General features: G+C 61.6%; 23 protein-coding genes. 9 read left to right on the forward strand and 14 right to left on the reverse strand.

Going from position 1 to position 21,467, the window contains the following annotated elements:
* Positions 1-30 precede the first annotated feature (30 nt).
* Positions 31-807 (reverse strand): bifunctional demethylmenaquinone methyltransferase/2-methoxy-6-polyprenyl-1,4-benzoquinol methylase UbiE, encoded by a 777-nt coding sequence (gene ubiE, locus V8P77_RS04880; RefSeq protein ID WP_335911038.1) that lies wholly within the window; start codon positions 805-807, stop codon positions 31-33.
* 149 nt (positions 808-956) lie between these two features.
* Between ubiE and mutM the strand changes: the two genes are divergently transcribed.
* From mutM to V8P77_RS04905, 5 genes are all read left to right on the forward strand, one after another.
* Positions 957-1,877 carry a bifunctional DNA-formamidopyrimidine glycosylase/DNA-(apurinic or apyrimidinic site) lyase gene (gene mutM, locus V8P77_RS04885; protein WP_335911040.1) on the forward strand — a complete coding sequence of 307 codons (921 nt, stop codon included), beginning with the start codon at positions 957-959 and terminating at the stop codon, positions 1,875-1,877.
* A gap of 39 nt (positions 1,878-1,916) precedes the next feature.
* The gene (locus tag V8P77_RS04890; RefSeq protein WP_335911042.1) at positions 1,917-2,690 is read left to right on the forward strand and encodes an enoyl-CoA hydratase; all 774 of its coding nucleotides are present in this window, start codon (positions 1,917-1,919) and stop codon (positions 2,688-2,690) included.
* Positions 2,691-2,882: 192 nt separating this feature from the next.
* A complete protein-coding gene (gene rpsT, locus V8P77_RS04895) occupies positions 2,883-3,161 on the forward strand; it encodes a 30S ribosomal protein S20 (RefSeq protein ID WP_003544819.1) in 279 nt (92 codons plus the stop codon).
* Between the two features lie 859 nt (positions 3,162-4,020).
* The gene (gene dnaA, locus V8P77_RS04900) at positions 4,021-5,571 is read left to right on the forward strand and encodes a chromosomal replication initiator protein DnaA (protein ID WP_017958684.1); all 1,551 of its coding nucleotides are present in this window, start codon (positions 4,021-4,023) and stop codon (positions 5,569-5,571) included.
* Positions 5,572-5,708: 137 nt separating this feature from the next.
* Positions 5,709-6,791, forward strand: coding sequence for a saccharopine dehydrogenase family protein (locus V8P77_RS04905; protein ID WP_335911045.1), 1,083 nt, complete (start codon positions 5,709-5,711; stop codon positions 6,789-6,791).
* A gap of 57 nt (positions 6,792-6,848) precedes the next feature.
* On the opposite strand, the gene hemW is transcribed toward V8P77_RS04905, so the two are convergent.
* The 4 genes from hemW to rph are packed head-to-tail and all read right to left on the reverse strand — an operon-like array spanning position 6,849 to position 9,847.
* Positions 6,849-8,051, reverse strand: coding sequence for a radical SAM family heme chaperone HemW (gene hemW, locus V8P77_RS04910; protein WP_335911046.1), 1,203 nt, complete (start codon positions 8,049-8,051; stop codon positions 6,849-6,851).
* A 9-nt stretch (positions 8,052-8,060) separates the two neighbouring features.
* Positions 8,061-8,705 carry an RdgB/HAM1 family non-canonical purine NTP pyrophosphatase gene (rdgB, locus tag V8P77_RS04915; protein ID WP_335911047.1) on the reverse strand — a complete coding sequence of 215 codons (645 nt, stop codon included), beginning with the start codon at positions 8,703-8,705 and terminating at the stop codon, positions 8,061-8,063.
* Positions 8,706-9,131, reverse strand: a complete 426-nt coding sequence (locus V8P77_RS04920; protein ID WP_335911048.1) for a VOC family protein — start codon at positions 9,129-9,131, stop codon at positions 8,706-8,708. It lies immediately after the preceding gene.
* Positions 9,128-9,847: a ribonuclease PH gene (rph, locus tag V8P77_RS04925; RefSeq protein WP_011650181.1), complete on the reverse strand. Its 720-nt coding sequence runs from the start codon at positions 9,845-9,847 to the stop codon at positions 9,128-9,130. Before rph ends, V8P77_RS04920 begins: the two co-directional genes overlap by 4 nt.
* A 128-nt stretch (positions 9,848-9,975) precedes the next feature.
* On the opposite strand from rph, the gene hrcA reads away from it, so the two are divergent.
* A complete protein-coding gene (hrcA, locus tag V8P77_RS04930) occupies positions 9,976-11,064 on the forward strand; it encodes a heat-inducible transcriptional repressor HrcA (protein ID WP_012755759.1) in 1,089 nt (362 codons plus the stop codon).
* Between the two features lie 111 nt (positions 11,065-11,175).
* Positions 11,176-11,808 (forward strand): nucleotide exchange factor GrpE, encoded by a 633-nt coding sequence (gene grpE / locus V8P77_RS04935; RefSeq protein WP_018244488.1) that lies wholly within the window; start codon positions 11,176-11,178, stop codon positions 11,806-11,808.
* Positions 11,809-11,849: 41 nt separating this feature from the next.
* Here the strand turns inward: grpE and V8P77_RS04940 are convergent, their stop codons facing one another.
* Positions 11,850-12,794 carry a nucleoside hydrolase gene (locus V8P77_RS04940; RefSeq protein ID WP_335911059.1) on the reverse strand — a complete coding sequence of 315 codons (945 nt, stop codon included), beginning with the start codon at positions 12,792-12,794 and terminating at the stop codon, positions 11,850-11,852.
* Positions 12,795-13,074: 280 nt separating this feature from the next.
* Between V8P77_RS04940 and V8P77_RS04945 the strand changes: the two genes are divergently transcribed.
* Complete coding sequence (locus tag V8P77_RS04945) at positions 13,075-13,500, forward strand: Hsp20 family protein (protein WP_335911061.1); 426 nt, start codon at positions 13,075-13,077, stop codon at positions 13,498-13,500.
* A gap of 47 nt (positions 13,501-13,547) precedes the next feature.
* Positions 13,548-13,805 (forward strand): BQ00720 family protein, encoded by a 258-nt coding sequence (locus V8P77_RS04950; RefSeq protein ID WP_003544838.1) that lies wholly within the window; start codon positions 13,548-13,550, stop codon positions 13,803-13,805.
* Between the two features lie 54 nt (positions 13,806-13,859).
* Here the strand turns inward: V8P77_RS04950 and V8P77_RS04955 are convergent, their stop codons facing one another.
* From V8P77_RS04955 to V8P77_RS04990, 8 genes are all read right to left on the reverse strand, one after another.
* Positions 13,860-14,126, reverse strand: coding sequence for a DUF2277 domain-containing protein (locus tag V8P77_RS04955; protein ID WP_335911063.1), 267 nt, complete (start codon positions 14,124-14,126; stop codon positions 13,860-13,862).
* Positions 14,127-14,360: 234 nt separating this feature from the next.
* Complete coding sequence (trmB, locus tag V8P77_RS04960) at positions 14,361-15,062, reverse strand: tRNA (guanine(46)-N(7))-methyltransferase TrmB (RefSeq protein WP_335911064.1); 702 nt, start codon at positions 15,060-15,062, stop codon at positions 14,361-14,363.
* A complete protein-coding gene (metK, locus tag V8P77_RS04965) occupies positions 15,059-16,312 on the reverse strand; it encodes a methionine adenosyltransferase (protein WP_335911065.1) in 1,254 nt (417 codons plus the stop codon). The genes trmB and metK overlap by 4 nt, the downstream gene beginning before the upstream one ends.
* Positions 16,313-16,489: 177 nt before the next feature.
* The gene (locus tag V8P77_RS04970; protein WP_020048186.1) at positions 16,490-16,906 is read right to left on the reverse strand and encodes a helix-turn-helix domain-containing protein; all 417 of its coding nucleotides are present in this window, start codon (positions 16,904-16,906) and stop codon (positions 16,490-16,492) included.
* Between the two features lie 152 nt (positions 16,907-17,058).
* Complete coding sequence (lnt, locus tag V8P77_RS04975) at positions 17,059-18,663, reverse strand: apolipoprotein N-acyltransferase (protein ID WP_335911069.1); 1,605 nt, start codon at positions 18,661-18,663, stop codon at positions 17,059-17,061.
* A gap of 80 nt (positions 18,664-18,743) precedes the next feature.
* Entirely contained in the window at positions 18,744-19,889 is a 1,146-nt protein-coding gene (locus tag V8P77_RS04980) for a hemolysin family protein (RefSeq protein WP_335911071.1), read from the reverse strand.
* Positions 19,886-20,401, reverse strand: coding sequence for an rRNA maturation RNase YbeY (ybeY, locus tag V8P77_RS04985; protein WP_335911073.1), 516 nt, complete (start codon positions 20,399-20,401; stop codon positions 19,886-19,888). The genes V8P77_RS04980 and ybeY overlap by 4 nt, the downstream gene beginning before the upstream one ends.
* On the reverse strand, positions 20,401-21,450 hold the full coding sequence (locus V8P77_RS04990) for a PhoH family protein (protein ID WP_335911075.1): 1,050 nt from the start codon (positions 21,448-21,450) through the stop codon (positions 20,401-20,403). Before V8P77_RS04990 ends, ybeY begins: the two co-directional genes overlap by 1 nt.
* Between the last annotated feature and the right edge of the window lie 17 nt (positions 21,451-21,467).

The raw sequence follows: 21,467 nt of genomic DNA on the forward strand, positions 1-21,467 counted from the left end.
TGAAGGAAAGCGTGTAGCCTGCATCATCCCTCAGAGCTTCCAGCCGGAATGGAGTGCGGCGATGCCGCCGGTATAATTGGTGAAGGTGACGCGCGAAAAGCCGGCCTGGCGGATCATTGCCGCGAAATTCTCCTGGTTCGGGAACTTGCGGATCGATTCCACCAGATATTGGTAGGGTTCGGCATCGCCGGTGATCGCCTTGCCGAATTGGGGAATGGCGTTGAACGACCAGGCGTCGTAGATCTTGTCGAGAAGCGGCATATCGACTTCGGAAAATTCCAGCACCAGCAGCCGCCCGCCGCGCTTCAAGACGCGATAGGCCTCAGACAGCGCCGCATCGATCCTCGGCACGTTGCGGATGCCGAAGGCGATCGTATAGGCGTCGAAGCTGCCTGCCTCGAAAGGCAGTTCCTCGGCATTCGCCTCGACGAAAGTAAGATTGCCGGAAAGTTTCTTCTTTTCCGCCCGCTCGGCGCCGACGCCGAGCATCGAGCCGTTGATGTCGAGTACGGTGGCATGCGCCTGTCGGCCCGAGGCCTCGACGATGCGGAAGGCGATATCACCCGTGCCGCCGGCAACGTCCAGCACCTTGTAACCCGACTCCTTGCGCGGGCTCAGCGCCGAGATCATCGCATCCTTCCAGGCGCGATGCATGCCCATCGACATGACGTCGTTCATGATGTCGTAGCGCTTGGCGACCTTGTGGAACACCTGGTTGACCAGGCCCTGCTTCTCGCCGTCAGCCACTTGGCGGAAGCCATAGGAGGTCTCCATGCCGCCATCGGCGGAAGTGCGGCTTTCTGACATCAGACTGCTCCGTTCCTGACGATTCGGGCGCGACGGCCATAGCGAAAGACCGCGCGCGACGTTATCTATGGGCCGCGTTTTCCGCGGCACACTGGCGCTATAGCGCACATCGTCGTCGGTTGAAACACGTTACAGATAGATGGGTTAAGATGCCGGAATTGCCAGAAGTCGAAACGGTGAAACGCGGCCTGACGCCGGCGATGGAGGGCACGCGCGTCATCAGGCTGGAGCTGCGCCGCGGCGATCTGCGCTTCCCCTTTCCCGACGCTTTCGCCGACAGGGTTTCCGGCCGCACCATCGTCGGCCTTGGCCGCCGCGCCAAATATCTGCTGGTCGATCTCGACGACGGCAACACGCTGATTTCGCATCTCGGCATGTCCGGTTCCTTCCGCATTGAAGAGGGCCGCATCGAGGAGGGCCGCATCGAGGAGGGAGCCGCCTCCGGCATGCCCGGCGAATTCCACCATGCCCGCTCGAAGGACGAGAAGCACGATCACGTCGTCTTCCATTTGGAAGGCACAAGCGGCCCGCGCCGCGTCGTCTATAACGATCCGCGCCGTTTCGGCTTTATGGATATGGTGGGACGCGCCGATCTCGCCACCCATCCCTTCTTCCGCGATCTCGGCCCGGAGCCGACGGGAAACGAACTCAGCGCCGCCTATCTGGCCGAACGCTTTCGCGACAAGGCGCAGCCGCTGAAGAGTGCGCTGCTTGACCAGAAGAACATTGCCGGTCTCGGCAATATATATGTCTGCGAGGCGCTGTGGCGCGCGCATCTTTCGCCGATCCGCGCCGCCGGTACGCTGGTGACGGCGACTGGCCGGCCGAAGGCGCAGCTCGACCTGCTCGTCGCCTCGATCCGCGACGTCATCGCCGATGCGATCGCCGCCGGCGGATCATCGCTGCGCGACCACATCCAGACCGACGGATCGCTCGGCTATTTCCAGCATTCCTTCTCCGTCTATGATCGCGAAAGTCAGGCTTGCCGCACGCCCGGCTGCGGCGGTACGGTCACCCGCATCGTCCAGGCGGGTCGCTCCACCTTCTATTGCGCCACCTGCCAGAAGTAAGCCTGCCAGAAGTTAAGAGTGAGAAACCGGGAGAACAGCATGGCCTATGAGACCCTGATCGTCGAAACCCGAGGCAATGTCGGCCTCGTCACGCTGAACCGCCCGCAGGCGCTGAATGCGCTGAATTCCACCGTCCTGAAGGAACTGAAGGAGGCCTATGCCGCCTTCCACGCCGACGAGGCGGTCGGGGCGATCGTGCTGACCGGTTCCGAGCGCGCCTTTGCTGCTGGCGCCGATATCAAGGAGATGCAGCCGCTTGAGTTCCCCGATATCTATAAGAGTGATTTCATCAGCGGCTGGGATGAGGTCGCCAAGGCGCGCAAGCCGGTGATCGCCGCCGTCAGCGGCTTTGCGCTCGGCGGCGGCTGCGAGCTCGCCATGATGTGCGATTTCATCATCGCCTCGGAGACGGCGAAGTTCGGCCAGCCGGAAATCACCCTCGGCGTCATTCCCGGCATGGGCGGCTCGCAGCGGCTGACGCGCGCCGTCGGCAAGGCGAAGGCAATGGATCTCATCCTGACCGGCCGCATGATGGATGCGGCGGAAGCCGAACGATCAGGACTCGTTTCGCGTGTGGTGGCGCCCGAGCGTCTCATCGACGAGGCGCTGGCGGCAGCCGAAAAGATCGCTTCGCTTTCGCGTCCCTCGGTGATGATGGCCAAGGAGGCGGTCAACCGCGCATTCGAGACGACGCTGGAGGAGGGCTTGCGTTTCGAACGCCGCCTGTTTCACAGTCTCTTTGCCACGGACGACCAGAAAGAAGGCATGGCGGCCTTCGTCGAGAAGCGCAAACCGGCTTTTACGCACCGTTGAATGCTTTTAGGCGCTTGCCGGTGGTAAAGCTTGAAAATCCGCGTTGACGTGGGCCGGCTTTAGAGTTATATGCCCGCCCACGGTTCGGAAAGCCGGTTTGGTTTTCCGCGATTGCTCCCGCATTGCTGGATTTTGTGGCCGCAGGGCCCGCGGTAATGGCGGAGTTTGTTCGAATTCTTGAGAGAGGCATCCATGGCCAATACAACTTCGGCGAAAAAAGCGACCCGCAAGATCGCCCGCCGTACCGACGTCAATAAGGCTCGTCGCTCGCGCGTTCGTACTTTCGTTCGCCAGGTCGAAGAGGCCATCGCATCCGGTGACGCCGCCAAGGCGAAGGAAGCTTTCCTGGCTGCTCAGCCCGAGCTTGCCCGCGCCGCCAGCAAGGGTGTGCTGCATTCCAACACGGCATCGCGCAAGGTCTCGCGCCTGGCCGCTCGTGTGAAGGCTCTTTCGGTCACCACGACCGCGTAATCTTCCGTTAACGACTTCTTCTTTATGATTAGCCCGGTAATTTTACCGGGCTTTTTCGATTCAACCGATCAGCCCCTGCATGGTTAATCTCACGACTGTTTCGTGTCAGCGCCATGACAGGAAAAATTGTTAAAAAACAAAGGCTTGCGGAAGGATGCTTTTGCACTGCGCGACTCTCCCCCGAGCTTCCGGGACCACAGGGGAGTCAAGAGGATTTTATTTTTTTTCTTTCAATGCGTGTCAAAATAGCCCGAACGGGGGAATCTCTTTGATTCAACTGCGATTCTTTTTTGACGCTGGTGTGACGCCCGAAAAGGGCAGGCGGAGTCAATGGCCGCTTGTTAATTTTGCGTAAAATTCATCGTTGATATTGCCCTTTGATCCTGCCTAAATGGCTTCCAACAGAGGGCGCGGACATCACCTGCAGAGGCTCGGTTTTAACTGCCACGTCGGCAGGGCGATGAGTTTGTGCCTTTTGTTACGGAGCCTTGCGCTTCCGTCTTTTCAAGCACTCGACGGATTTGAGCCGTAACGTGGCTGTTACGGAGCGGGGATGTTTTGTGCCTTCAGTGGCCACACGTTTAAGGCGAGGCCGCCGGAGAAGGTAAAGTAATATTGGGTTCGGGCTGGTCGGCCGAAAACGAGGTTCGATCGCCAGCCTGACACGGAAGGCCGATGAAGGTTGCCGCATGAATGCGGCCCCTGCAACGGAGTTCTGCGTCGGTCCCGTTGAGGGGCCAGTGTTTTTGAGTGAACCGGCAGGCGAGCGGCTCATGAGGATCCGTCAGCCCGCCAAAGCGGGGATTGATCGGGCGGCTGTTTTAGCGGATGCCGCCCGGTGGAATTGAAAGGCGGCATTATGCAGATGAATACGATGACGACGGGCGGGCTCGACAATGGGGATGCGGCACCGCAGACGTTCGGCTCCATTCGCCTCGAAGTGGGCGAAGCAAAGGCGGAAATGAAGCAGAGCATTTTGTTTGAGCGCGTCAGCGCGCGCTTGAAGGCCCAGGTCGGTCCTGACGTCTATGCCAGCTGGTTTGCCAGGCTGAAGCTGCATTCGGTCTCGAAGAGCGTGGTTCGCCTTTCGGTTCCCACGACCTTCCTGAAGTCGTGGATCAACAATCGTTATCTCGATCTCATCACCGGCCTGTTCCAGGCCGAGGATCCGGAAATTCTGAAAATCGAAGTCCTGGTGCGCACGGCAACGCGCCACGGCACGAAGGCGCTCGATGAGGCGGTCGCGCCGGAACCAGCCGCCCCCACGCAGATGCGCCGCCCGACAAGCGCGCAGCCGGCCGGTCAGGCCGTCCAGCAGGCGGTTTCGGCTGTTGCCGCCGCAAGGCCAGCAAGCTTCGGCTCGCCGCTCTTCGGTTCGCCGCTCGATAGCCGCTTCACCTTCGACACCTTCGTCGAAGGCAGCTCGAACCGGGTCGCACTTGCGGCTGCAAAGACGATTGCGGAAGCTGGTCAGGGCGCCGTGCGCTTCAACCCGCTCTTCATCCATTCGACCGTCGGCCTCGGCAAGACCCACCTGCTGCAGGCGGTCGCCAATGCCGCGGTGCAGAACCCGCGAGCTCTGCGCGTCGTCTATCTGACGGCCGAATATTTCATGTGGCGCTTCGCCACCGCGATCCGCGACAATGATGCGCTGACGCTGAAGGATTCGCTGCGCAACATCGATCTCTTGATCATCGACGACATGCAGTTCCTGCAGGGCAAGATGATCCAGCATGAATTCTGCCATCTCCTGAACATGCTGCTCGACAGCGCCAAGCAGGTCGTCGTTGCCGCCGACCGTGCGCCCTGGGAGCTGGAGTCGCTCGACCCCCGCGTTCGCTCGCGCCTGCAGGGCGGTGTGGCGATCGAATTCGACGCGCCGGATTACGAGATGCGTCTCGAAATCCTCAAGCGTCGCCTGGCTGTCGCCCGGCTCGAAGATCCGTCGCTCGATATACCGGCCGAACTGCTCCAGCATGTCGCCCGCAACGTCACGGCCAGCGGCCGTGAACTCGAAGGCGCCTTCAACCAGCTGGTCTTCCGCCGCTCCTTCGAGCCGAACCTGTCGATCGAACGCGTCGACGAGCTGCTCGCCCATCTGGTCGGCTCCGGCGAGCCCCGCCGTGTGCGCATCGAGGATATCCAGCGCATCGTCGCAAGGCATTACAACGTCTCGCGCCAGGAACTGGTGTCCAACCGCCGTACCCGCGTCATCGTCAAGCCGCGCCAGATCGCCATGTATCTGTCGAAGACGCTGACGCCGCGCTCCTTCCCGGAGATCGGCCGTCGGTTCGGCGGGCGCGATCACACGACCGTGCTGCACGCCGTGCGCAAGATCGAGGAGCTGATTTCGGGAGACACCAAGCTTTCGCACGAAGTCGAGCTTCTGAAGCGGCTGATCAACGAATAATAGACGGGTTTCGTTGGAAGTTCGACGGCCGGAAGCGATTCCGGCCGTTTTCCTTTATAGGTTTTTTATTCTATACCTCCCGCGCATCACGTGCATCTCAAAGACTGATGCGCCAAAACGGCGCGTGGGAGGAATGAATGAGTTTTAAAAAGATCGCCGTTCTCGGCCTGGGCAAGGTCGGACGACTGGCGGCGACGCTTTTGCATGAAGGCGGCTTCGAGGTTATCGGCGTCGACGCGCAATTGCCCCTGAGTGACGTCCCCTTCAAGTGCCGCACCGGCGATATCTCCGACCCGCAGGTGATCGGCGAACTGCTCTCGAATGTCGAGGCGGTGCTTTCCTGCCTGCCCTATCATTTGAACATCGAGCTGGCGCGCGCCGCCCATCTCGGCGGCATTCATTATTTCGATCTGACCGAAGACGTTCCCACAACCAATTTCATCATCGAACTGTCGAAGACATCACGCGGCCTGATGGCGCCGCAATGCGGCCTGGCGCCGGGTTTCGTCGGTATCGTCGGCGCAAGCCTGGCCGACGGTTTCGATCGCTGCCGGTCGATCCGCATGCGCGTCGGCGCCCTGCCGCAGCATCCGACCGGGCTGCTAGGCTACGCCTTCAACTGGTCGCCTGAGGGCGTCGTCAACGAATATCTGAACGACTGCGAGGTCATCGAGGGCGGTGTGCGCAAGCTCGTCTCGCCGATGGAATGGCACGAGACCGTCTATGTCGGCGGCGTCAAGCTCGAAGCCTTCACGACGTCGGGTGGTCTTGGCACCATGTGCGACACGATGCTCGGCAAGATCGACAATCTCGATTACAAGACCATGCGTTATCCCGGCCATATGGAGCTGATGAACTTCTTTTTCCACGAGCTGTTGATGCGCGACAAGCGCAAGCTCGCGGGCGAGATCCTGACCAATGCCAAGCCGCCGGTTGAAGACGATGTCGTCTATGTCCATGTTGCCGCCGAAGGCACCGAGAATGGCAGTCTGCGCCGCAAGGAATTCGTGCGCGCCTATTACCCGATCGAGATTGCCGGCGCGCGCCGCACGGCGATCGCCTGGACGACGTCAGCCTCCGTCGTTGCCGTCATCGAGATGGTCCGCGACGGCCTGCTGCCGGCGACCGGCTTCCTGCACCAGGAGCATATTCCGTTGGAGATGTTCCTGAAGACGCCGACCGGCAGCCTCTTCAAGGCCGGCGCCACCAGCCACGGCTGAGACATGCCTGCGCGGCGACACACCGCCGCGCGGGAAAAACCACTCACGAAATCAGCGTCAGCAGGCGAGATCGGCGACGACGGAATCGAGGATCAGCATGCCTGATGGCGTGCAGCGCAGGCGTGAATTACCGATCCGCTCGATGAATTTGTGTTCGAGCAGGAATTCCTCGCGTTTCGGGTCGAGGTCGCGGCCCGAAAGCTGCTGCCAGCGGGCGAGATCGACGCCTTCTCTCAGCCGCAGCCCCATCAGCAGCAGCTCGTCGGACTGTTCCTCGAAGCCGAGCCGCTCCTCGTCGAGAATGCCGTGCCCGTCGCGCTCGACCATGTCGAGCCAGGTTTCCGGCTTGCGCTCGGTCGCCGTCGCGAGCTTCTCCGGGCCACGCGTCAGCCGGCCGTGGGCGCCCGGACCGATGCCGGCATAATCGCCGTAGCGCCAGTAGGTCAGGTTATGCCGGCTTTCGGCCCCCGGCCGGGCATGATTGGAAACCTCATAGGCCGGCATGCCCTCGCGCGCGGTGATCTCCTGCGTCGCCTCGTAGAGCACTGCCGATTGCTCCCCGTCCGGTACGATCAGCTTGCCGGCCTTGTGCAGGCCGTAGAAGGGCGTGCCCTCCTCGATGGTCAGCTGATAGAGCGAAAGATGGTCGACCGCATAGGAGATCGCCTCCTTCAGCTCCTTTTCCCATTCCTCGACCGTCTGCTCCGGCCGGGCATAGATCAGGTCGAAGGACATGCGCGGAAAGATGTCGCGCGCCAGCCTTATCGCCTTCAGAGCGTCGGCGACATCATGCAGCCGGCCGAGGAATTTCAGATCCCGGTCGTTCAGCGCCTGCACGCCGAGCGAGACGCGATTGACGCCGGCTGCCCGGTAGCCGCGGAAGCGGTCTGCCTCGACGCTCGAAGGGTTGGCCTCCATGGTGATCTCGATGCCATCTGGCACATGCCAGTGCCGCGCAATGCCGTCGAGAATGGCCGAGACCGTTTCCGGCTTCATCAGCGAGGGCGTGCCGCCGCCGAGGAAGATGCTCGTCACCGTCTTCGGCCCGCTCATCGCCCGGACCGCCGCCATCTCCTTCAGGAAGGCTGAAGTAAAGCGCTCCTGATCCACCGGCTGGTGGCGCACATGGCTGTTGAAGTCGCAATAGGGACACTTCGCCGCGCAGAAGGGCCAATGCACATAGACGCCGAAGCCCGGCTCGCCGGTATCGGGCAGCAGAGCCGCGTCGCGCGAGGTGCTTGGCGTGTCGAAATTGTCCACGAACCGACCCTATGCCTCCAGGCAGGTTTCAACAAAGAGTTTGAAAGCGCGGGCCCGGTGCGACAGCGCTTGCGGCTTGCCGACGTTCCAGCCGTGTTTTTCCTCGCCGCTCATTTCGCCGAAGGTGATGTCGTAGCCCTCGGGCTTGAAGACCGGGTCGTAGCCGAAGCCCTGCGTGCCGCGCGGCGGCCAGACGACGCTGCCTTCCACCTCGCCACGAAACAGCTCCGTATGCCCATCCGGCCAGGCAAGGCAGAGCACGCTGATGAAACGCGCCGTGCGCTGTTCCGGCTGTGTCGCGCCCACATCCTGCAGCGCCTTTTCCACCTTGGCCATCGCCATGTCGAAATCACGCGTGCCGTCGGCCCTTTCCGCCCAATTGGCGGTGAAGACACCGGGATCGCCGCCGAGCGCATCGACCACCAGCCCGGAATCGTCCGAAAGCGCCGGCATGCCGGCGGCATTGGCCGAGGCGACCGCCTTGATCGTCGCATTCTCCTCGAAGCTCGTGCCGGTCTCATCCGGCTCGACGAAATTCAGCTCGGCCGCCGATTTGGCGGTGAAGCCGAGCGGCCCGATCAATTCCTGGATCTCGCGGATCTTGCCGGCATTGTGGCTGGCGACGACGATGGTCTTGGTTTCAAGCTTGCGCATTCAGATGTCCTGTTCGATGCCCCAGATTTTAGCCTCCGCGCATTCCAGGCTGTTGCCATCAGGATCGCGGAAATAGATCGAGCGGCCGCCGTTCGGCCAGCGCACCTCGGATTCGATCGCCACGCCGGCCGCCTTCAGCCGTTCGGCCATGGCATCGATATTGCGGCCGGACACCCGGAAACAGGCATGGCCCTGGCCGCTGGTGCCGTGCGGCGGCACCTGCAGTGCTTCAGGCGCCGGCGGCTTCATCGTTTCCTTAGGATTGAAGATCAGGAGAACGCCAGGCCCGCAGCGGAAGAAGACATGCCGGTTGGCGGCGCGAGCGATCTTTTCAAGCCCGAGAACGTCTTCGTAGAACGTCTCGGCCTGGTCGAGATCCCGCGCATAGAGCGCCGTTTCCAACATGGCTTCCAGCATGGGGTTCATCCTTCGACGGCTTGCTTCTGCAGCGCCACGAGTTCGCCGATGCCGTTTCTGGCAAGCTGCATCAGCGAGGTGAATTCGCCTTCGCTGAACGGCGTGCCTTCGGCCGTGCCCTGAATCTCGACAATCCCGCCGGTGCCGGTCATGACGAAGTTCGCATCGGTCTCGGCCGAGGAATCCTCGAGGTAATCGAGATCGATCACCGGCTGGCTGGCGAAGATACCGCAGGAGATGGCGGCGACATGATCCTTCAGGACCCGGTCAACCTTGATCATGTTGCGGCTTTCCATCCACTTCAGGCAGTCGTAAAGCGCGATCCAGCCGCCGGTGATCGAGGCGGTCCGCGTGCCGCCATCGGCCTGGATGACGTCGCAATCGAGCGTGATCTGCCGTTCGCCGAGCGCCTGCAGGTCGACGACGGCGCGCAGCGACCGGCCGATCAGCCGCTGGATTTCCTGGGTGCGGCCGCCCTGCTTGCCGGCGGCAGCCTCGCGCTTCATGCGCTCGCCGGTCGCCCGCGGCAGCATGCCGTATTCGGCGGTCACCCAGCCCTTGCCGGTATTGCGCAGCCAAGGCGGTGTCTTCTCTTCGAGGCTCGCCGTGCAGAGCACATGCGTATCGCCGAACTTCACCAGGCAGGAGCCTTCCGCATGCTTGGAAAAATTGCGCTCGAACGAGACCTTGCGCATCTGGTCGATTTTTCTGCCTGAAGGCCGCATTCTTATCTCCTGGGGTTTATTTGACCGCTTCTACGATTGGCGGCGCTCATTTGCAAATTCCCTTTTGCCACGGGTGTTAGTTTGACTATATTTTCGGGAAGTATCATCAGCACGGGTTCGAAAGCTTCATGGGCATCAGGTCGACGTCGGTTTCGGATGCCGTAGCTGCGCTGGACGAACGTTCCAGGGAAATTTTTCGGCGCATCGTCGAAGGTTATCTGGAAAGCGGCGAGCCGCTCGGTTCGCGCAACCTGTCCCGTATCCTGCCGATGTCGCTGTCGCCGGCCTCAGTGCGCAACGTCATGAGCGATCTCGAAGAGCTCGGCCTGATCTATTCGCCGCATGTTAGCGCCGGCCGGTTGCCGACCCAGATTGGCTTGCGCTTCTTCGTCGATGCCTTCATGCAGGTCGGCGACCTCTCCGCCGAGGAGCGCGCCAGCATCGACCGCCAGGTGCGGGCCGAAAGCGGCGGCAATCCCGTCGAATCGATGATGAACGAGGCAAGCCGCATGTTATCCGGCATTTCGCGCGGCGCCGGCCTCGTCATCACCTCGAAAAGCGATCCGGTGCTGAAACATGTCGAATTCATCCGGCTCGAACCGACAAAGGCGCTGGCCGTGCTCGTCGGTGATCACGATCAGGTGGAAAACCGCATCATCGAGCTGCCGGCGGGCGTCACCTCCTCGCAGCTGACGGAAGCGGCGAATTTTCTCAATGCCCATATGTCCGGCCAGACCCTGCCGGAGCTTCGCAAACAATTAAGCCGGCTGAAAGACGACGTCCGTCATGAGCTTGATGCCCTGTCGCGCGATCTGGTCGAGCGCGGCATCGCTGTCTGGGCCGGCAGCCCGGACGAGGGAAAGCCGACGCAGCTGATCATCCGCGGCCGCGCCAACCTGCTCGAAGGCCTCGCCGGTGCCGAGGATCTCGACCGGCTGCGCCTGCTGTTCGACGATCTCGAGAAGAAGGACAGCCTGATCGAGATCCTCAATCTCGCCGAAAGCGGTTCGGGCGTGCGCATCTTCATCGGTTCGGAAAACAAGCTCTTTTCGCTCTCCGGCTCGTCGCTCATCGTCGCGCCGTATCGCGACGATGACGATCGCATCGTCGGTGCCGTCGGCGTCATTGGCCCGACGCGGCTCAATTATTCCCGCATCGTGCCGATGGTGGACTATACAGCCCAACTCGTCTCCCGCCTCTCGCGCAATCAGCTTTGACGCCGCAACTGCCAGGCACGCGGAATTTTCGCTTCTTTGTCACGCAGACTTGATTTTTTTCGGTCAAACCTCGATATCGGGCGCATCTGAAGACACCAACCGGAGACCGTCATGACCGATGACACGACGAAAAACGGACCTGACGCAACTGCGGCCGATGCCGCAGCCGACGCCGCCGCCTACGTCGAGAACGAAACTGCGCAGCAAGAGCCCGCCCAGCCGGACCCGATCGAGCTTCTGAAAGCCGAAAACGGCGAGCTGCGCGACCGCTATTTGCGCCTTGCTGCCGAAATGGACAATCTGCGCCGGCGCACCGAGCGCGAGGTAAAGGATGCCAAGTCCTATTCCGTCGCGGGTTTCGCGCGCGATATGCTCGCCGTCTCCGACAATCTGCGCCGCGCGCTTGATGCCATCTCTCCGGAGACCAAGGCTGCAGCAGACGCCGGCCTGAGCACGCTGATCGAGGGTGTCGAGATGACCGAGCGCGCCATGCTGTCGGCTCTCGAGCGCCACGGCGTTCGCAAGCTGGAGCCGGTTGGCCAGAAGTTCGATCCGAATTTCCATCAGGCGATGTTCGAGGTGCCGAACCCGGACGTGCCGAACAACACGGTCGTCCAGGTCGTGCAGGCAGGCTTCACCATCGGCGAGCGCGTGCTGCGCCCGGCCATGGTCGGCGTCGCCAAGGGCGGTCCGAAGCCGGCCGAAGCCGAAACCAACTCCGTCTTCGACGAGAAGGACGCCTGATATCTCTTCCTTCCTCCTCGCGAGGAAGGGAAACCGAAGCTTTAGATGCGGGCGAAGCGTTCGATCAGCAGATCGAAGAAGCCGTCCGCATCGACATGGCGCATGACCCTTGCATTGCGCTTGCGCTCGGTCACATGCCACCAGTCGACGACGGTCATGCCGACCGTGAGTTCGGATTGGACCTCGACCTCGACATTGCAGTCCCGGCCCTTGAAAAGCTCCGGCTTCAGCAGGTAGGCGACGACGGTCGGGTCGTGCAGCGGCCCGCCGTCGGAACCGTATTTCTCGATGTCGAAGCGTTCGAAGAATTCCAGCATCTCGACCATGGCCTTTGCCGGCGCCGTGCCGATCTCGGCCATGCGTTTCACCCGGTCCTTGCGGGTCAGCAATTGATGCGTCACGTCGAGCGGCATCATCACGATGGGAATGCCTGAGCGGAAGACGATATCGGCGGCCTCTGGGTCGACATAGATGTTGAATTCGGCCGCCGGCGTGATGTTGCCGCCCTCGAAGAAGCCACCGCCCATCATCACCAACTCGCGGATGCGGGGGACGATGTCGGGCGCCTTCTGGAAGGCCATGCCGATATTGGTGAGCGGCCCGAGCGTACACAGCGTCACCGTACCTTCCGGCTCGCGGCGCAGCGTCTCGATGATGAAGTCGACGGCATGGCCGGACTGCAGCGCCATCGTCGGCTCGTCGAGATCCGGACCGTCGAGGCCGGTTTTGCCATGCACATGTTCGGCGGTCACCAGCTTGCGGGCGATCGGCGCGTCGGCGCCGGCGAAAACCTTCGTCTCCGTCCGGCCGCAGAGCTCGCAGACAATGCGCGCATTGCGGCTGGTGAGCGAAAGCGGCACATTGCCGGCGACCGTCGTGATCCCCAGCACCTCCAGCTCATCAGGGCTGCCGAAGGCAAGCATGATGGCGGCCGCGTCGTCCTGGCCGGGATCCGTGTCGATGATGATCTTTCTTGCGCTTGCCATTCCGACCGTTCCATCCTCGCGGGTGCCATTGCCTCGGCATGCACCGATTTTCTTCATTTCCCGTCACAAATCAGCACATTTCGCGCGGGCCCATTTTGATGCGAGGCAGCAGGCGCTTTGTCAAGCAAGCAGCCTGACGCCGCCATCTTTAAAATGAGTGTGGCACTGGCACGTCGCGCCCCATGCCTTGCAGCGCCGGGCTCCTGTCCCCATATTAACCGCATCCGGATGCTGCGCTTGAGGTCCGGGATGGTCGCTTGCATCAAGGACTTGAAAACAGATGAGCCGCATTACCCCTTTCGCCAGTCCGCTGCTTCTGGGCTTCGATGCCATGGAAAAGACGCTGGAGCGCATTTCCAAGGCGAGCGACGGATATCCGCCCTATAATATCGAACGCATCGCCGCCGACAGCGGCGCGCCGGAACGTCTGCGCATCACCCTTGCCGTGGCCGGCTTCAGCGAGGAGGAACTCGATGTCTCCATTGAGGAGAACCAGCTTCTGATCCGCGGCCGCCAGGTCGAACAGGGCGAGCGGGACTATCTTTATCGCGGTATCGCCGCCCGTCAGTTCCAGCGTACTTTCGTTCTTGCCGACGGCATGCAGGTGCTGGGTGCGGCCCTGAAGAACGGTCTGCTCTCCGTCGATCTAATTCGTCCGGAACCGGCGCGCATGGTCAAGAAAATTAACATTTCGGTCTCACAGTAGCACAACGGTTTGTCGAACCGTTGGTCCCTTCTCCCGGAGGAACAGGAATGTTGATGAAAGAAGCCACGTCTCACTTGACCAAATCCGAGCTTGCCCACATCGGCAACGGCGAGGTCGCCTATATCAGAAAAATGCGGACCGATGAGGTCGCCAAGTGCTTTCCCGAGGCGCCGGATATCGATCCGAACGTCGATCTCTGGGCACTTTTCGGCGCCGACGGCACGCCGATCCTTTTGACGGACAACCGCTCCAGCACCTTCTTCAAGGCTGCGGAGGACGAATTGAAGACGGTCAGCCTGCACTGACCGTCAAGGCCATTTGAGCCTTGATTGAGATCTCCTGTGCGTGACAGGGCTCTCTTATGCGAACCGGACCGCCGTTCTCGCGCGCGCCTTTGCCGCTACCTCTTCGCGATCACGAGGAGGTTGAGACGTTTCCAGCGAATCGAGCAACTCGCGGGCACATGCCGCGATGGAATTGACCGCGTGCTCGAATGCGGCCTCATTGCGCTTCGACGGTTTGGTCGTTCCGCTCACCTTGCGCACGAACTGGAGCGCCGCATCTCGGATTTCGTCGTCCGTCGCTGGCGGATCGAAATTGAACAGGGGTTTTATATTTCGGCACATGACTTGCTCCAGGTCATTGTCTCTCTTCCATTGAGAGGAGGGTGGCCAGCACAGAAAATAGTCGCGTGAGCGCTAATGGCAACCGGTCCAAAGGCGGGACGCTACGCGTCGCAAGGCAGAGCGCAACTCCTTCAGTTCGGTTTTTTGTCGCTGTCGGAAACCATCAGGCCACCGTCCCACGCGATTGCTCTCGCGAAGAACATCACAGGCGTGTTCGCCGACTTGCCGGCTGCCTCAGATTTTCCTGAATGTCAGATAGGCCGAAGACCGGCCCTCGCGCCGCGCCTTGGCCTCGTAACGTGTGCTCGGCCAGCCCTCATAGGGCGTCAGCCAATCGGCTGCATTGTCGGCTATCCAGTCGAAACCGCCATGGTCGCGGCACTTGATCAGCGTCCAGTTTACATAGGTATCGATGTCGGAGGCGAAGCAGAACAGGCCGCCGGGCTTCAGCACGCGATGAAAACGGTCGAGATTGGTTTTCGAGACGAAACGCCGCTTCCAGTGCTTCCGTTTCGGCCAAGGATCGGGATAGAACAGATCTATCTGATCGAGTGCGCCGTCCGGCAGCCAGTCGAGCAGTTGCGTCGCATCGTCATTATAGACGCGGATATTGGCGGCACCCGTCTCGCCGATGCGCGACAGCAGCTTCTGCATGGAATTGACGAAGGGTTCGACACCGATGAAGCCGGTCGAAGGCGTCTCCAGCGCGCGGTGGATCAGGTGCTCGCCGCCGCCGAAACCGATTTCCAGCCGTAATCTTTCGACCGGAACCGGGAAGAGGGAAGTCAGCGGCTCAGGGGGAGCCGCTGCAAGATCAATCAGGAATGCCGGCAGGAGACTGTTCAGCGTCTCGGCCTGCTGTTCGCGCAGGGCCTTGCCCTTGCGGCGACCGAAGAAGGCTTCGGTCGCCCGCCCCCGGCGTTCCATATCCGTCATGCAGCGGCTTTGGTCTTAACGGATTCCTTGAGCGCCTTCACGAGGTCGGTGCGCTCCCAGGAGAACGAGCCGTCGCGGCCGGCCTTGCGGCCGAAATGGCCATAAGCCGAGGTCTTGGCGTAGATCGGCTTGTTGAGGTCGAGATGACGGCGGATGCCCGACGGCGACAGGTCCATGTTCTGGCGGATCGCGGCTTCGACCTGATCCTCGAAAACACCCTTGCCGGTGCCGTGCAGGTCGACATAGATCGACAGCGGCTGAGCAACACCGATGGCGTAAGAGAGCTGGATCGTGCAACGGTCGGCAAGGCCGGCAGCGACGACGTTCTTGGCGAGGTAGCGGGCAGCATAGGCAGCCGAACGGTCGACCTTGGTCGTGTCCTTGCCGGAGAATGCGCCGCCGCCATGCGGAGCGGCACCGCCGTAGGTGTCGACGATGATCTTGCGGCCGGTGAGGCCCGCATCGCCGTCCGGTCCGCCGATGACGAACTTGCCGGTCGGGTTGATGTACCACTTGCAATCGTCGGCGATCTTCAGCTCGCCGAGCGCTTCGCGGATATAGGGCTCGACGACGGCGCGGACCTTCTTCGAATCCCAGCTCTCGTCGAGATGCTGGGTCGAAAGCACGATCGAGGTTGCTTCCGACGGCTTGCCGTCGACGTAACGCACGGTCACCTGGCTCTTGGCGTCGGGGCCGAGCTTGGCGACTTCGCCGTCGCCCTTCTTGCGGGCAACTGCGAGCAGCTGCAGGATCTTGTGGGAATAATAGATCGGGGCCGGCATCAGGTCCGGCGTTTCGCGGCAGGCGTAACCGAACATGATGCCCTGGTCGCCGGCGCCCTCGTCGCCCTGCTGGTCGGCGGCGCTGTCGACGCCCTGCGCGATATCGGCCGACTGCGAGTGCAGGAGCACGTCGATCTTTGCCGTCTTCCAGTGGAAGCCGTCCTGCTCGTAGCCGATATCCTTGATGGCGCGCCGCGCTGCGGCCTTGAACTTCGAAGGATTGATGACGTCCTTGCCATCCTTGTCCTTCTTCATCAGGCTCGGCGGCAGGCGGACCTCGCCGGCGATGACGACGCGGTTGGTCGTCGCCAGCGTTTCGCAGGCAATGCGCACGCCCCACGGATTGACGCCGGTCTTGGCCGCTTCGCGGTAGACCAGATCGACGATCTCGTCGGAGATGCGGTCACAGACCTTGTCCGGATGACCTTCGGCAACAGATTCGCTGGTAAAGAAATAATTTGCGCGCATTTCGGGATTCCCCTCAAAGAATAAAGCCAGCTAGTAGGTACTCAGTTCGAGGCCTGATGACAAGCGCAGAAGGACATAAATATATCTTTATATCTGCGGCAAAGTGACAAATTTTGCCCCAAAAACGCAAAAAAGGCGGCCTTTCGACCGCCTCTCGAATTCTGCACTGGTCTTGATTCAGTCGGCGTCGGCTTCAGCGGCCAGAGCTTTCACCAGCTCCACGACCTTGCGGCGAACCTTGGGATCGGAAATCTTGACGAAGGCGCGATTGAGCTGCAGTCCTTCCGAGGACGACAGGAAATCGACGACATAATTCGAGCTGGAGGCTTCCATGCCGCCGCCGCCGCTGGAATGTTCGCCCGGCGCGTCCTCGAAGAAAAACGACACCGGAACATTGAGGATGTTCGAGATGTTCTGCAGACGGCTTGCGCCGACGCGGTTGGTGCCCTTTTCGTATTTCTGGATCTGCTGGAAGGTGATGCCAAGGCTTTCGCCAAGCTTTTCCTGGCTCATGCCCAGCATCGTACGGCGGAGGCGAATACGGCTGCCAACATGGATGTCGATCGGATTCGGCTTCTTCTTGTTTTCAATCATGGTCGTGCCCTAGCTAAGAATTTCAACCTGTTTCTAACCGGCATGCCCCTGATCCATCCCAAAACGCCACGTTGCAAGCGGTGAGGAACCCACCTTCAAACATACGTTAAGAACGCCGATTGACATCACTATGCAATTTTAGGGGTTTTTGGTCAATTCAACCCGGAAATAAAACCTCTGCGAGAAATTAGCGCAATCAAAATCAGCAGCGCCTCGATCAACCAGAAGTATGTTTGCCGGGGGAATGTCGTTCCGGCTCCATCGCGGATGCTATCGAGCGTTGCATCGACGAAACCGGTTTCTCCAAGACCGAGGCCCGCAATAATTTCCCCATGTGCATTCACCAGCGCTGAAATGCCGCTATTGGCGTCGCGAATCAGCGGCAGGCCGGTTTCAACAGCCCGTACCCGCGCCTGCTGGAAATGCTGGTAGGGGCCGGGCGTCACGCCGAACCAGGCATCATTGGTGATATTGAGGATCGCGCTGGCGTCTTTTATGTCACCGGTCATTTCGCCGGGAAAAATGATCTCGTAGCAGATCAGCGGATAGAGATTGAGCCCGCCGGGCAGCGCCAGCAGGTGCCGGCTTGCGGCGGCCGAAAAGCCGCCCGGAATCTCGACGACGTTCTGGATACCGAATTCGGTGAGCACGTCCTCGAAGGGCAGATATTCGCCGAAGGGCACCAGATGCACCTTGTCGGATGCGGCGATGATCTGCCCGCGGCCATCGATCACGTAGATGGAATTATAGTAGCGCGGTGGCGTGCCTGGTCCCATCTCCTCGGCGCGTACGGCGCCGGCGATCAGGATCTGATTGTCGTCGAGCGTGTCGGCAATCCGCGTCAGCGCATCCTGATTGTCGGTCAGGATGAAGGGGATCGAGGTTTCCGGCCAGACGACGATATCGGGCTTGCGCCCGCCATTCTCAGGCGCTTCGGCCGACAGCTTCAGATGCGTCTCGAAGATCGCGGCGCGGTCGACGTCGTTATCCATTTTCGCTGTCTGGTCGATCGCCGGCTGCACCAGCCGCACCACCGGCCGCTTGTCCTCAGGCAATGTGTCCGGCCGCGGCGCGAGATGGAGAGCGTAAGCGCCATAACCGAGATGGGCGGCAAAGAAGAGGGCGGCGATGGCGATGCCCGTTCGTGCCCCTTGCCGTGTCCCGGCAAGGGCAGGCGCAGAAAAGACGAAGACGGCAAGGGCCGTCACCCCCATCGCCCCGATCACATGCGCCGACTGCATCATCAGCGGAACTGGCATGATGCCGTAGCCGATGGCGTTCCAGGGGAAGCCGGTGAGGACGAAGCTTCGAAGCCATTCCATCAGCCCGAAGCCTGCCGCAAGCGCGGGGATCCGCCCCATGCCATCAGACCAGACGATGCGGGCAAGGGCGGCCGCCAGGCCGTAGAAGATCGCAAGACAGGCCGGCAGCCCGAGGATTGCCAGCGGCAGCGCCCAGGCGAATTCTTCCTGATCGATCAGCAGCGCATGGCCGAGCCACCAGAGGCCGGCGACGAAATAGCCGAAGCCGAACAGCCAGCCGGTGGCAAACGCCGGCCACAGCCTGCCGATCAGGCCGCTTTCGGGCGAAGCCGCCGCCCCGTCGATCAGCCAGACGAGCAGCGTGAAGGAAACGAACATCGCCGCGAAAAAGCCGATGGGCGGCAGCGCCAGAACCGCGAATGCCCCGGCGGCGATAGCCAGCAGCGACCGTTTGAAACCCCAGACGAGGATAACCCTGTCCGCAAGCCGCTCCATGCGCACTCCCATCAAACCGCGAATCAACCCGTTCGCAGTCTTTCAAAAAAGCGGCTCTTTGTCCCGTCAGTTGGGTTCTGTCAGTTGGCGGTCGATTCCGCCGGCCGGTCGTCGCCGACCTCGGAGCCGGGGGCGGAGTCGCCATCCGCCTTGGCGCGGCGGCGGATCGCGTGGCGCTTGCGGGTGATGCGCAGCCGCTTGATGCGGCGCGGATCGGCGTCGAGGATGTGGAATTCGAAGCCCGGCAGCGCCTGGACGACCTCGCCGCGCACCGGGATGCGGCCGAGTGCGGAGAAGATCAGGCCGCCCAGCGTATCGACCTCGTCGACCTGCTCGCTGATGTCGAAATCTGGCCCGATCGCTTGGGCGATCTCTTCCAGCTCGACGCGGGCGTCGGCGATGAACATGTCCTCGGCGACGCGCTTGAACATCACCTCTTCGTCGTCATGTTCATCGTCGATGTCGCCGACCACCATTTCGACGATGTCTTCATGCGAGGCAAGCCCGTCGGTGCCGCCATATTCGTCGATGACGAGGGCCATCTGCGTGCGGTTCACCTGCATCCGGCGCAACAGGTCTGACGCCAGCATCGACGGCGGCACGAACAGGATCTTGCGGATGATGCCGGCCTCGGCCAGCGTCTTTTGCAGGTCGACGCGGGCGAGATCGAAATTCTGCTTGGCCGAACGCGTGGTCTTCTGGATGTTTTCGGGCGCAACCTCGATCGCCGGCACGACAGCGGCCGGTTTCGTCGGGCCTCGGCGCTTGTTGCGCGCCTGCTTGGCGACATAGGAGAGCAGGTCGCGGATATGCACCATGCCGCGCGGATCGTCGAGCGTATCGGCATAGACAGGCATGCGCGAGCGGCCGGATTCCTCGAAGAGGATCATCAGCTCGCCGATGGTGATGTTCTGGTCGACCGCCTCGATATCGGCGCGCGGCACCATCACGTCGGCGACGCGGACCTCGCGAAAGCGCAGGATATTGTTGAGCATCGCCCGTTCGTCGGGCGAAAAGGCGTCGTCGCCGGCCGCATCGGTCATCAGCGCGTCGGCGAGATCCTCGCGCAATCGCGAGCCCTGCTGCGGGCGAAGGATGCGCGCGGCGCGCGACCAGAAGGATTGGGAACGGCCGGATGGCCGACTACTACTGCCTGCCTCGTCCGAAGAGGAGGATGGCTCGGAGTCCTTGGCGTCTGCCGCCGGCTTCGTCGTAAAGTCGCTCATGGTTCCATTTTAAGGTCTTGACCCTCGTAGGGATCAGATAGGCCGAGCTGCGCCAAAATGCGAGTCTCCAACCCCTCCATAATTTCGGCTTCGGCACTATTCATATGGTCGTAGCCGAGAAGATGCAAGAAACCGTGCACCAGAAGATGGGTCAGGTGGTCGTCGAAACTCTTTTCGAGCTCGGCCGCTTCCCGCTCCAGCGTCTCCCGGGCGATGATGATGTCGCCGAGCATCGGGCCGGGCATCTTGCCGGGCTGAACCGGAAAGGCCGGAAAGGAGAGCACGTTGGTCGCCTTATCCTTGCCGCGCCATTCGGCGTTGATGTCCTGGATCGAGGCATCGTCGGTGAAAACAAGCGAAACCTCGGGCGGCATCGTCGGGAATGGCTGCTTCTCGCTGTCGCGTAAATAGACCGTGGCGGCACCGAGCACACGTTCGCAAAACGACAGCAGCGTCTCCTCGCCGGGCCAGCCGATGTCCTCGACGCTGATCTGGATGTCGAGTTCAGCCATTAGCCCTGCCGGCTGACGTCTTCGGCGACGGCATAGGTGGAATCATAGGCCCTGACGATGCGCCCGACCAGCGGGTGGCGGACAACGTCGGTATCCGTGAAGCGCACGATCGAGATGCCCTCGACGCCGTTCAGAAGCTGCAGGGCCTCGACGAGGCCGGATTTAACGCCGCGCGGCAGGTCGATCTGGCTCGGGTCGCCGGTGACGATCATGCGCGCATTTTCGCCGAGACGCGTCAGGAACATCTTCATCTGCATCGACGTCGTGTTCTGCGCTTCGTCGAGGATGATGGCGGCATTGGCGAGCGTGCGGCCGCGCATGAAGGCGAGCGGCGCGATTTCGATGACGCCGGCGGTGATCGCCCGGTCGACCTTGTCGGCAGGGATCATGTCGTAGAGCGCATCATAGAGCGGGCGAAGATAGGGATCGACCTTTTCCTTCATGTCCCCGGGCAGGAAGCCGAGGCGCTCGCCGGCCTCGACGGCCGGGCGCGACAGGATGATCTTTTCGACAGCACCGCGCTCCAGCAGCTGGGCGGCATGGGCGACGGCGAGATAGGTCTTGCCGGTGCCGGCCGGGCCGACGCCGAAGACAAGCTCGGCGCGTTCCAGCGCCCTTATATAGGCGTCCTGCATCGGCGTGCGGGCGATGATCGTCTTCTTGCGGGTGGACACCTGCGCCATCGTCAGCTTGGCCTTGCGCTCCATGGTCGGCAGGCTGAGCTGATCGTCGGCGGCGACCGCCATGCGGATTGCACCCTCGACGTCGGATCGTTCCACGCTGCCGCCTTTCTGAAGCTTTTCATAGAGATAGTCGAGTGTGCGCCGCGCCTGATTGGTGGTCACGACATCGCCGGTGATGACGACCGAATTGCCGCGTGCCCGCGCATCGATGTTCAGCCGTTGCTCGAGCAGCTTGAGGTTTTGGTCGAATTGACCGAAGAGCTCGCTGGCGAACCGGTTGTTCTCGAACGTCAGGACGAAGTGATTGGTATCGCTCGGCGTGCGGGGGTGGCGCGGTGAAGAAGAAACCAATTCTTGTCCGTTCAAGCGGTCAGGCTCCTTGG

Origin of the sequence: Rhizobium aouanii (genome assembly GCF_037002925.1) — a bacterium.
GTDB classification, from domain to species: domain Bacteria; phylum Pseudomonadota; class Alphaproteobacteria; order Rhizobiales; family Rhizobiaceae; genus Rhizobium; species Rhizobium aouanii.